Consider the following 12,849-nt stretch of genomic DNA (forward strand, 5'->3'; position numbering starts at 1 on the left):
TTATTTGGCATATTCCATATCATTTTCTAAATTTGCACGCGCAAAAAAGGTGTAAAATGAGCGAAAACTACAAATACGGTTTTGTAACGGATATCGAGAACGAGGCCTTCGAGAAAGGTCTGAACGAAGATGTTATCCGCAGGGCGTCCAAGCTCCGCGGTGAACCGCAGTTCATGCTCGATTTCCGACTGAAAGCGTATGAAAAGCTCAAGACCATGGAGCAGCCGAACTGGGGCGAACTGAGTTTCGCACCGGTGGACTTGCAAGACATTGTCTACTACTCCGCCCCGAAGACCAAGAAGAGCCACGAAAAGATTGAAGACGTGGACCCGGAACTCTTGGCCACCTTCGAAAAGCTCGGCATTCCGCTAGACGAACAGAAGCGCCTTGCCAACGTGGCCGTGGACGCGGTCTTTGATTCGGTGAGCATTTACACCAGCCATAAGCGCAAACTCATGGAAATGGGCATTCTGTTCTGCAGCATCAGCGACGCCATCAAGGAATACCCCGAACTCATCGAGGAATATCTGGGTTCAGTCGTGCCCGCAGGCGACAACTATTTTGCAGCACTGAACAGCGCGGTCTTTGGCGACGGAAGCTTTGTGTATATTCCGCCTGGAGTCAAGTGCCCGATGGATCTTTCCACCTACTTCCGCATTAACAACAAGGAAGCAGGCCAGTTCGAACGCACCTTGATCATCGCTGATGAAGGTGCGAGCGTAAGCTACCTGGAAGGTTGCACGGCGCCGGAATTTAGCAGCAAGCAGTTGCACAGCGCAATCGTGGAACTCGTGGCGAAGGACAACGCCAGCATCAAGTATTCGACCGTGCAAAACTGGTACGCGGGCGACCGCGAGACGGGAGCCGGCGGCGTGTACAACTTCGTGACCAAGCGCGGCAAATGTGCCGGCAAGAACAGCCGCATCAGCTGGACGCAGGTCGAAACAGGTTCTGCCATCACTTGGAAATATCCGAGCTGCGTGCTGCTAGGCGACAACTCTGTCGGAGAATTCTACAGCGTAGCCCTCACCAACGGGCACATGCAGGCCGATACCGGCACCAAGATGATCCACATTGGCAAGAACACCAAGAGCACGATTATCAGCAAGGGTATTAGCGCCGACTATTCTAGCAACGCCTACCGCGGCGAAGTGAACATTCACAAGTCCGCCACAGGTGCCCGCAACTACACGCAGTGCGATAGCATGCTCGTGGGCGACAAGAGCGCGGCACACACGTTCCCGTACATCACGGTCGCAAACGCAAGCTCCACCACCGAACACGAAGCAACCACCAGCCGCATTAGCGAAGACCAGCTTTTCTACTTCGAAAGCCGCGGAATCAAGCGCGAAGACGCCATCCAGGCAATGGTCGGCGGATTCTGCAAAGACGTGTTCAAGGAACTCCCCGGCGAATTCGCCACGGAAGCTCGCCAGTTGCTGACTTTAAAGCTCGAACACAGCGTCGGGTAGCAGCCTCAAAAAACTTGTCATGCCGGCCCCAATCCGGCATCTTTTTTTTATTACCTTTTGAACATCCTTTCACGGAGGTTTTATGCAGATCTTATTCTTGATGGCAGATGGTTTCGAAGAAACCGAATTCGTCACTCCCTTTGACTACTGGCAGCGCGGCGGCCTCAATGTGACCCTCGCATCCATTAGCGACAGTTTGTCCGTAACAGGTAAGCTCGGGCTCCGTATTCAAGCAGATATTCTGCTGAAGGACGCCGACCTTGCACAGTTTGATGCCATTTACCTCCCCGGCGGGGGTCTGGGCGTCAAGAATCTCGCGGCAAGTGCAGCTGTCGAAGCAGCCATCAAGCAGTTTGACGCCCAGGGTAAATGGCTGTTCGCCATTTGCGCGGCACCGCTGGTACTTTCGAAGGCAGGCCTCTTGAAAGACCGCAAGTGCACTTGCTTCCCCGGCTGCGAAGGCGACCTCATTTGCAAGCAGTACCTGACCGACCGCGTGGTAGTCGACGGCAAGGTGATTACCAGCTGCGGTGCCGGCTCCGCCGAAGAATTCGCCTTCGAATGCCTCGCTCAAGTAGCGGGTCGCGAAATCTCTGAAAAGATTCGCAACCAAGTCGTCGCCCGCTAAAGCGCAACTGAATACAGAATTTTCCGAAACAAAAAAACCGGGTTGCTTTTGAAGCAGCCCGGTTTATTTCATAGAAAAGGTTTTAAAAGTTAAGGACTAGTAACCTTACACGACATCTTCTTTCCTGGCAAGCACTCTGTTGCAAAAGTTCCCCTGCAAGAAGTTGGTGTATTTCCATATCCATGCGAATCACAAACATGAACCGAAGTTACGTTATATTGACCAGCTGTTGAAGATCCTACAGTTTTATCAAAAGACCCTGAACAATATAAGCCAGTTCCATTATTTTCGTCTGTTGTTGTTGAAACCACAATCGTCTTTCTACAGGGAACTTCCGTATCCACACCCTTCGAAGATATTTCAACAGAACCAGTCACCACGACATCATTCACCGTAACATCAGCCACACATGAAGCCTCGCCTTTGTCACCACTGGTTACAGTATATGTATAGCGCTGCGTTCCAATTGCCAACGGTGTAATCTCATAACGGTTTGCACAGCCCGCAGCCCCACTCGTTCCAGATCCAGTCAATGCAGAAGTCCAACATGAACCACCATAACTAGGCGTTAAAGTAAATGATTGTCCCAAATCAAGGGTCAACTTACTAAACGTACAACCAATAGAACCAGTGGTTGAGACACCTCCAGAACTTGCTGCCGCATAATTCACCGTATAGGTTCCTGTACAATTTACAGCATCATCCTCTCCATGCTTAATTGACACAGTATAATCATGCTTTCCCGGAGCAGTAGCGCCAGTAAAATAGAGATTATAGCCACTATTATACGTTGTAGGGCCTCCCACTATCGAAGAACCATCCTTAACAGTATAAGTACATTCATTCGCGCCGCAACCACTTACAGTCACAGAACTAGCAGGAATCGCCATAGACGGACCTGTACTAGTAGCAACCGCATTCACCGTTGCAGAAGTAATGCTACATGAAACTTCATTCTGGTTTCCTGCACTAGAATTACCGCTATTAGAGCCTCCTCCCGAAGAAGAGCTTCCTCCGGTTCCACTTGATCCAACAGTATAAGGAACAGTACAAGCAGACTCTCCATTTAAAGTCAGCACTAGGGTATACGATCCATTAGGAAGGTCTACTGCCTGAGTAAATTCAGTGTATTCAGAAATTGTCCTTTCGCTGCCAATCACATTTCCAATAAGATCGCCATACCACAACTTGGCCTTTGCTGCGCCTGAAGACGGTGCCGTTATATTGGCCTTGAACACACCTTCTTCTACGCGGCAATTCGACGCCGAAGCCGGAGTTACCGCATTCACCGTAACTGTAGCTTCGCAAACTGGCAACGTAGAGTATTTCAGTCTATACGTTAATGTACCTGCCGCCGTATTAATATCAGCAGGAGTCCAGCTCTGTGCTTCGCAAGAAACACTTTCTGTGCAGTTTTTATTGTAAGTCACGGACTGTTCATCTACTTTGCCAACCAGTTCTACAGTCGCATCGCAGCCACCTGTAGGACAATTTTGCATATAGTACCTGAACGCCGGCAAATTCTCACCAGCATCAATTTCACTCGCCTCAACCCAGCAAGACATGGATGTTTTTTTCACGTTAACGACATTTGTCTGACAAGTTGTTTGAACGTTTTCCTTGTCCGTCATCGTTATGGTGAAGGTATAATCCTGCGATTCTGCGTTACCACTATTCAAACCTTCATAGACATCGGATCCTGGCACATAGAACGAACCATTCGCAGGGCAGTCCTGAGTCATATCGCTAAGAATTTTTTCATTATTGGAAACAGTACAGCCACCATTAGCCGCATTTATCGTATTGGTGATTGTAGAATTAATCATAAACCCATTCCCATCAAATGAGGCTGTACAATCAAAAACGCCAGGAGCATTGCTACAATAGCTCTGTAAGCCCGAAACCGTAAAGCCCGTAGATCCAACAAACTTTACTGCCGAAACAGTCTGAGGATCAAAGCCCATCTTTTCCGAAACTTGCGATACGTCAAATTCAATAGTACCATCGGCATTAATGGAATACGGATCACTAGCTACATTATTTTGGTCAATCAAATAAGCGTTGATGGATCCACTTAAATTCGAAATAGCCATCGAAAGTTTAGCTTCTCTCAAATTCGCATATTGATTATCCGGCATACTAACAAAGCAAGGATCTTCGCTACAATATTTTTCCTGATTAAAGGAGCGTTCATGCTTGGTACAAGGGATAATATCACCTACATAGAATTGACCACAATCCGTAGAATAGGTGGTACTGCCACATGTAATTTGGACAGATGCATTCTTGGCATAGCCGCTTAACCGAAGGTTACTGAATATAGCCATCGCTCTTGAAGTATCAATTTTATGGTAGCCTTCGTCTTTAAAATTATAAACATTACTGTTCAACTCGGCACCTTCATCCCAGAAGGCACCTATTCCACCTTCATCTGAACAATTGAACGCCGTTCCTAAATAACTAAAGCCCCTTTTATACAAACTACTACTCATATCACAGCCATTGTAGTAATATCCTACATCATTACAGTCGCTTCCGTTAAACCAACTAGACATGCTAACCCACGGAGTTACATTAGAATCCTTGGGCACGGTACCACCAAGGTACTGGTTTGCGAAAGAGCAATAGATTCGGGGGGTATTAAAGCAACTGTCACTATAGGTTTCAGAAGACCAAGATATGTCCTTATAGCGATAGAACGTATTGAACATTTTTATGCCCACGTATTCATGTCCTGGCGCTCCATAAGACAGCGATGTATTTTTCAATTTGCTCAAATCAAATGACACGGTACCTAAATCATGAGAACCAGTAGCAATGAAAGCCGTATTATAGTCCAAATCAATCGTAAGTGAAGCCCCATCCAGAGTAATATTCATCGATACATCCGTTAGGGATTCCATTGGAACAAAATTTCCATCATACTCATTTTTAAAGTTTGCTTCAAGGCAAGCGGTGCTATCGTTAAATTGTCCTTGAACATAACAAACACGAGCCCTAGCACCTATTCCTTGACCCTTCAATATCTTGGCTCTATACAAGGTTACCGACAAATAACTATTGCCTGCCGAATCGGATCTAAGCACGGCCCCGTCATTAAGATCTTCTCCTATACCAAAAAGGCTTTCAATTGTAGACGTAGTTCCAGTAGGAAGTTTCATTTTTAAGGACATTTTTCCATTTGTTCCAGCCTTTGCACGATTCAAAATAAATGTCGGGGCGTAGGCGTCCCAGATGTCACTGATATCACCCGCAATTTTTGGGGATTGAAGCAAACCATCATCTAAAAAGAATTCTGTCAAATTACCATGGGAGGCGGGTCGCTTAAAATCACGATATTTACGTTCTACACACTTATAGACTGGTACAAAACCAAGCGCCGACACCCACTCCCTTTTCACACATTCTGCATCAGAATTAGTGTAAATCATCATCCAGTTCGCTTCGGGATCATAACCTTCATACGCTTGCCCTTCAACACCTACAGAACAATGAGTCTTGCTCTTGCAACGGTCAAGGCAATTTTCATAGGTATTGTTAGGACACCACATTACAAATTTTTCATTCACACCGTTACTATTTTTTTGATCGTTAAACGAGTCAAAGAAACAATGGCCGTCACGTTCATTGAAATGAGCGACTAAGGTATCTACTCCTGTAACCGAAAACGCCGCGGTATCAGCATTTATAATACCATTGTTAACAGCATCGCAATCTGGGCCTTTACATTTCCAGTAATTAAAATTATCATCACCTTTATTTATTATCTCAGCCTTCACGCGATAGCCTGCATACACCTGATAAACCCTATAACCGTTTTCTGTGGTAATGGGATCAATTATCGTATAGCTAGACTCACCCGCTGTTTTCTTGATAGATACCTGAGGAGTTGCTGAACCTTTTTCGCCCACCATTTTCACATATAATTTATGTGGTTTACGCTTTAGCGAGGCATAAAGTAGGTATGTTTCATCGTTATCAGCTTCCAAGCTTGTATCTGGAATAAATGCCAAGCAATATTTCGAAATGTTATATTTCAGCAAACGAATAGCGAAATTCGTGCCACAAGTCCATGATTCATTGTCCGCAATAGTAGTCAACGAATTACAGTAAGGATAAACCCAGACCCCGTTCTGCACATCATCGCAAGATGGCCAATCAGAGCTAGTCACGTCGCTACAGTTATAAACTGAATTATCTGAAGCCGTAAGGGTTGCGTGACCTTCAGCATCACAGAATGATGCAGGAATCGGATCACGATTAATGGTCGCAGAACCAGAAATAGAAACATCGTATGTTCCAGGAGTACCCACAACACAACCGCTCAAGGGTCCACTCAGTTCAAAGTGGACCGTTGCAGCAGCAGCATCGGAAGGTGCCGAAATTTTGAACAGAGGCTTTTTGGCTTCGTTCGCCTTAAACGACACAACATAGGAACTCTGACCTTCCACACCAGAGATTACCGACTGAGCAGTAACACCCGGCTGAGGAACTAGCGTCCAAGATGCAGGCAAGTTATAGACATTGACACCCACCGTCATGGTCGCAGAACCCGTAGCCTGCTTTACAAGCATATTGACTGTTGCCGCGCTACCGCCTGCAGTAATTTGGGTCCACCCCGGTTCTTCAAACGTTACCGCAGGTGTTTTACCTTTCTTACCGTTCACGACAACATAGAACGGATTGTCTCCATAGGTAGATTCATACTTACAGGTATAGATATCATCTGGCACATTAGTTTTGCCATCATACTTAATCGTCGTAGATAAACCACCCGGGTTACAAGAGACAGATGCATTCCCCTTGTCAGCCGCCTTATTCAAATTCAAGACGCTGTAATAATCGGACAGTTTACCCACAAGATTCTGCGGCACGTATATAACACGAGGCATCACGATTACAGAAGGCTGAATATCCGTTCTCTTGGCTTCACTCAGAGAGGCTGGGTCAATTTCCTTGTTTTTGTACTGCGATTCAAGCGAAATATTCAACTGCGGAGCTGTAGCCACATAATAGGCATCCAAAGCTCCTGCACCTGCAGAATATGCACCACCAGTGCCATCTGGATTTGCCACCGCCGTGTAATCCGGATTTTCCTTAATCAAGCCGGCTTCAGCCATTGTATTCACAACGGTGCGACCAAATTGTAAACGAGTTTCCCCCTGCGTTTTAAGAAGTCTCTTACCGGGTTCAAGAATCAAGGTTCCCGTAAGTTTCAAGCCATTGATTTGATCAATGTCTTCTTTAGAATAAATCACATAGTTGTGTTCACCTACAGCATTCAACTGTCCGGCACCCTGTTCCAAATACAACAAGACCATGCCTTCATCAGAAGTTGCGGGCAGATACGGGTCGCCACCTAGTTTTTGAGTAGCATAGAAAACAAACTTATGGTCCAATGTATGAGAAGGTTGCTTATTCTGGTTATAATTCCACTTAATAACCAAAAAATCATTATATAGCTTACCTGCTAATGCGGCCCTTGTATAACATTCATTTAAAGAATCAACAGCAGCATCATCCATATCAAACTTGCCATTTGCGTTATTGAAACGGCCGCCACAAAATGAATTTGCCGTATCCGCTTTCCAGGCATCTTCATGATCTATCAATATCGGCTGTGGAATCGCATCGTCAACAATAAGGTTACCATAAGCATTTATTTTATCAATCTTGGTCCAATATTGTCCGCTAACATTTTTCAAGACATTATCCGTTCTATCCCATTTGACAATTGTTTGGGTTTCATAAGATGAAGCAGAAATACTTGCAATTCGATGATTTTTGTTATAATCCTCACTGTCGTAAATAGAATTCTGCTCTGTAGTTTTCATATAAACGCCATATGCCGTACCACTAGAATTCTGTTGTAAAATTCTATAATAGTTGGTCGAATTATAACGATAGACCGCCCCCGAGACAGTAATTGCCCTATTCCCATTTACATCACCACACTGTCCGCTAGGTTCACAATGAGCCTCAATTTTATCTGGTAGATAAAGGTTACCGCCAACAGTTATCGAGGAGTACGAATTAAAGTCCGCTCCTTGCTTATTATAATTCAACACACCGGTCTCCGTAAAGACCATATTCTTCCCAACCTTGATTTTAACGATATTACTGTTGTCAGCCACATCCAAGTGACCCGCCACGGTCAAGTTGCCTTTAACGTCCAAAATACATTTCTCAATAGGACCAACAAGATACAGGTCTCCATACACGGTAAAAGGCTGACCATCAGCACATTTTACTTTTCCGCCGACATAGCCAACCAAAGTATCAATGGTCGTCGCATTACCGAAAGTAATTTTACCCGTCGTTTCAATTCCTTTACCGATATAAACATCGCCAAGATGTTCAATATCGCCACCATATTTAGCCTTTCCGGTAATAACCATTTTTGAATATATTTTAGGAATATTATTGGCTTCAAAATCACCTGTAATCAAGCCGGATTCCAAACTATCGGATCCCGTAATACCAGCATGCTGACCAGCGAAAGCCCCATCAAAGTTGATACCTAAATGCTTTTCGGGAATTCTCACTCGATACAAGCCATTCACTTTTAAAATGGAGTTTTCGCTATAGGTCGCAGCCCCTCCACGAGCCGTTCCGACAGATGTAATCTTGAGTCGATACGGAGATGTTGAGGCATCCACTCCGGTAAGCCATACCGAGTAATCCTGCTTATGGGAACCAAATGCCTTTACGACAGCATCCAACCGAACCGGTTTATTGCCGCCGTTAATGTATTGATGCATCACAGCACCCACATCGTTAGCATGGAATGTCATCCATGCACGAACGGCGTCCAAACCCGCTCTAGAAGCCTGCTGAGCCTCTGCAATATTCATTCGACTCGCGCTAGAGCCCTGCGCGGAAGAAAGCCATTTATAGGTTGCCGTACCAGCAATTGTTGCTATTAGCATAAACAGCAACACCGTAACGAGAGATACACCTTTCTTGTTAAACATATCTGCCCCCCTTAGTCTCTAGGACCATTGCTTGGGATTGGAATAACTTGTCGAATCGCAGAACCTTCGCCATTACGCTTTGCCACCACCTTAAGAAGCAAAGCCTTGATATTCTTTTTGTCCTTCTTGAACTCTGTATGATTAGGATCATCAGGATAGTAGTTTTCATCGGAAAAATCAAAGTTGGAGAATTCTACCTTTTTCAGAGCAACGTTACGGAGTGTCAACTGCCCTGTTGCCGCAATGGGAGAATAGCTCGCAAAGGTGAAGGCCATGCAAACGTTTGCCGCCTGGGTTTTTACGGTAAAACGGAACGTACGTTCAGCAGATTCGTTCGACGACGCCGGCATAAAGAAATTAAAGTCATCTAGACCGGCTATCATGGCTCCATCCTGGGTTCTAAACCCTACAGCAGCATAGTCGCGACCAGGACAGAACATTCTGCTGTTCGATTCCACATAGGGCGCCACGAATGAAATTTCGTATTCCACCTGAGGTTCCAGAGTAACCTTTTTACAAAGGGTTTTCCAAGTGCCCGTGGTACCATCGCTTGCCCCCACAAACACCTGATTCGCCTTTTGACCGGTCGTAATCGGTTCATTGATATCAAAATCATAATTTGCAACAAAGCCAGACAGCGTTACAGAAGTGCCCCCTGCAGGCGGGTTAGCCGACAACAACTCGAAATTACCTTCGCCATAACGCGGGACCAACCTGAATTCCTTCACGGAAGCATCAGTGCTTGGCAACAAATAAGAAAGAGCAGCAGCACTCTTGGTTTCCGTAGACAGGACTCTCGGCTTTGCAGGAATCACCTTAAAGGTGTCAATATGGTCAGCAACCTCGACCGGCTCGTAGTCGGTAGATTCATCGGGGCAATCCGTCGACGCTGTCGATGACGTATTAGGAACGATTCGACAGCTACGGAAAAGTTTTTTACCTACGGTAAACCATTGAACCTGTTCTACCGCCTTGAAGTGACCATCGTCGTCATAACGCACACGGCGTACCGTTAAGGTGTCTGTATTACAGGTATTACAAGACCTAGATATTCTGAACGAAGAAGAATCTTTTGTTCCAACCGTAGGATCCATGTAAAGAGAATCCTTCGTAGAAAAAGATTCAGCAGCAGCGTCCTTAGCACTCTTAGCACCAGTCTGACCAATGTCGTCTAACATAAAGAACGACACATCGCTTGCTATCGCATTGGACTTGATCATGCCTTCGGACCGGACCCTAAACTTGGTACTATCACTAAATACCTGGCCCGCAATAACTACAATCACACCTACCAGTGCCATATACACCAGTAGTTCCATAAGGGTAAAACCACCCTTTTCCCTGCAGTTTTTAATCAATATCTTTTTCATGTCCTTCTTACCATGAAAAACGGAATACCGGCAATAGCATTCCGTACCCCACTTAATATAATTTTATTTTTACAATAATGGTCAAAAATTTTTCGTAAAAAAGCCCCCCAAAGGGGCCATTTTTACCTCAAAACAGTGGACATACTGATTGAATGCGGAGTGCCCTTATAGGTCCATTCCACTTCTATATCCACTTTTTTGGCATAAACATGCTCTGTAGTCTTATAAAGAGATGAATTTTGCTCTTTATAATCAGCATCATTAGAAATCCCTATCCTGACCGTATAGTCAACCGTCATTTTATGGGCATAAACGCCAGGTTTACCTTCCCATTCACGGATTTTATGGAGAACTATCTTGTTCCCGCTAGCGGGCATCTGCAGAGAGGCCACCCCCACAGCAGACAAGGAATCCAGGACCTCCTGGGAAATCGCCACAGCGCCATCACGGGTGCGAATGCGGATAATAGAATCCCTATTGCTGGTCTGCAGCAAATTCAAGGCAACGATCATAAAGCCCAAAACAGCCGCAGAAATCAGGATTTCCATGATTCCGAAACCGGCTTTGCGACGACGCACTTCAGGAGAAATGCTCTTTTCGGTCCAAAAACGCATAAATAACGCCACCCTCCATTAAATGCACGAATACACCAATAAAGATAATATTATTTAACAGAAAAAGACTCACTTTTTTTCATTTTACTAAATTTGGGCTATGAATTTCAAGGACCGCATTATCCGCGCTACGGGCAAAAAAACGCCCTTCCGCCTGATTGTCGTCGACTTGACCGCGACGATGAACGAAATCGGCAAAAAACACAACGCCCAGGGGTTCGCCCTGAAGCTTTTGGCCGAAAACTCCATCGCAAGCATTTTCTTGAGTGCTTCGCTCAAGTTCCCGGGCACCGTGAGCTTTACCACCCGCTTTTCGGGCGAAATCACGCTGGTGCAGTCGGACTCCACGCCGCAGGGCCTGGTGCGCGCCATGATTCCGCAGCCGGAACTCCAGGCTGTTGGCGGTAACGAGCCCGCCCTGATTCCTCAGAGTGTCCGCGTCGTCAAGCTGAACGAACAGGGCAAGCGCGTCCACGAAAGCATTATCGAGGCTCCCGCCGTATCGATGGGTCAGAACCTCGCCACCTACCTTTTGCAGTCCGAACAGATCCGCTCGGCCGTAGGCATCGAAGCCGCCTTCAATAAAGAAGACCCGAGCAAACTCGACTACGCCGCCGGTTTCTACATCGAAGCCTTCCCCGACCTCGAAGACAAGGACATCAACCTGATCGAAGTCATCGTGCAGAACTTGCCGAAGTTCTGCGACATGAACACGCCCGAAGGCTTTGACCTGGACGAGCTCCTGGACCAGCTGCGCGGCCCCTACGAAATCGATATCGTGAAAGAAATCGACCCGAAGGCCTACTGTCCCTGCAGTCGCGAACGCACCGTGGCAACGCTTGCCACACTCCCGCTCAAGGACTTGCAGGACCTCGAAAAAGAAGGCAAGGACCTCGAAGTGATTTGCGACTTCTGCCGCACCCCGTACCAGATTACGATTGCGGATTTGCGCTCCATCATCAACGAACGAAAGAAATAGCCCTATGTTTACCAAGCAATGTGTCGTTACCCTGGACCTTGAAGGTGTCCTCGCCCCTGAAATCTGGATTGCCGTCGCCGAAAAGACCGGCATCAAGGACCTGCGCCTGACTACGCGCGACATTCCCGACTACGACGTGCTCATGAAGGGCCGCATCAAGATTCTCGAACGCGAAGGCATCAAGCTTTCGGACATCCAGAACGTGATTGCAAACCTCGGCTTGCTCGACGGCGCCCGCGACTTTATGGACAAACTCCGCGACGAAGCCCAGGTGATTATTCTTTCGGACACTTTCCAGGAATTCGCCTACCCCATCATGAAGAACCTCGGTTTCCCGACTATCTTCTGCCACAACCTGGAAGTCGAAAACGACATGATCAAGGGTTACCACCTGCGACTCAACGACCAGAAGACGAAGGTCGTGAAGCACCTGCAGGACCTGAACTTTAAAGTGTTCGCCAGCGGCGATTCCTTCAACGATACGGGCATGCTCAAGCAGGCCGACAAGGGCTGCTTCTTCTGCGCCCCGGACTCCATCGTCGCCCAGTTCCCGCAGCTGGATTCCACCAAGACCTACGCCGAACTCCTGGAAAAATTCCACCAGTTCCAGGCCACTTTATAAGACCGCTCGACTCTATCGCATAAATAAAAATGTGATTTCGCCTCGCTCTCACAAACGCCCTCGGTTAACACCCGAGGGCTTTGTTGTTCACGGTAAGACCGCTCGCGCCCAATCGTACTAAGTACGTACCCTGAGCGCTCGCTCTCGCAACCGCCCCAGCTTAACGCATGGGGCTTTGTTGCTCACGGTA

7 protein-coding genes are annotated in these 12,849 nt (G+C 46.7%); 4 read left to right on the top strand and 3 right to left on the bottom strand.

What is annotated here, in order from left to right; all coding sequences use genetic code 11:
* Positions 1–32: 32 nt before the first annotated feature.
* Both sufB and QOL41_RS00345 read left to right on the top strand, forming a co-directional pair.
* Positions 33–1,472, top strand: coding sequence for a Fe-S cluster assembly protein SufB (gene sufB / locus QOL41_RS00340; protein WP_502846873.1), 1,440 nt, complete (start codon positions 33–35; stop codon positions 1,470–1,472).
* An 82-nt stretch (positions 1,473–1,554) separates the two neighbouring features.
* Positions 1,555–2,100: a DJ-1 family glyoxalase III gene (locus tag QOL41_RS00345; protein WP_283428194.1), complete on the top strand. Its 546-nt coding sequence runs from the start codon at positions 1,555–1,557 to the stop codon at positions 2,098–2,100.
* Between the two features lie 89 nt (positions 2,101–2,189).
* Here the strand turns inward: QOL41_RS00345 and QOL41_RS00350 are convergent, their stop codons facing one another.
* From QOL41_RS00350 to QOL41_RS00360, 3 genes are all read right to left on the bottom strand, one after another.
* A complete protein-coding gene (locus QOL41_RS00350; RefSeq protein ID WP_283428195.1) occupies positions 2,190–9,074 on the bottom strand; it encodes a hypothetical protein in 6,885 nt (2,294 codons plus the stop codon).
* Between the two features lie 11 nt (positions 9,075–9,085).
* Positions 9,086–10,444 (bottom strand): PulJ/GspJ family protein, encoded by a 1,359-nt coding sequence (locus QOL41_RS00355; RefSeq protein WP_283428196.1) that lies wholly within the window; start codon positions 10,442–10,444, stop codon positions 9,086–9,088.
* Between the two features lie 122 nt (positions 10,445–10,566).
* Positions 10,567–11,058, bottom strand: coding sequence for a type IV pilus modification PilV family protein (locus tag QOL41_RS00360; RefSeq protein WP_283428197.1), 492 nt, complete (start codon positions 11,056–11,058; stop codon positions 10,567–10,569).
* 100 nt (positions 11,059–11,158) lie between these two features.
* Between QOL41_RS00360 and QOL41_RS00365 the strand changes: the two genes are divergently transcribed.
* Positions 11,159–12,037 carry an Hsp33 family molecular chaperone HslO gene (locus QOL41_RS00365; RefSeq protein ID WP_283428198.1) on the top strand — a complete coding sequence of 293 codons (879 nt, stop codon included), beginning with the start codon at positions 11,159–11,161 and terminating at the stop codon, positions 12,035–12,037.
* A 4-nt stretch (positions 12,038–12,041) separates the two neighbouring features.
* Positions 12,042–12,659 carry a bifunctional phosphoserine phosphatase/homoserine phosphotransferase ThrH gene (gene thrH / locus QOL41_RS00370; protein WP_173654463.1) on the top strand — a complete coding sequence of 206 codons (618 nt, stop codon included), beginning with the start codon at positions 12,042–12,044 and terminating at the stop codon, positions 12,657–12,659.
* Positions 12,660–12,849 lie beyond the last annotated feature (190 nt).

This window comes from Fibrobacter sp. UWB10 (assembly GCF_900182935.1).
Classification (GTDB): Bacteria; Fibrobacterota; Fibrobacteria; order Fibrobacterales; family Fibrobacteraceae; genus Fibrobacter; species Fibrobacter succinogenes_O.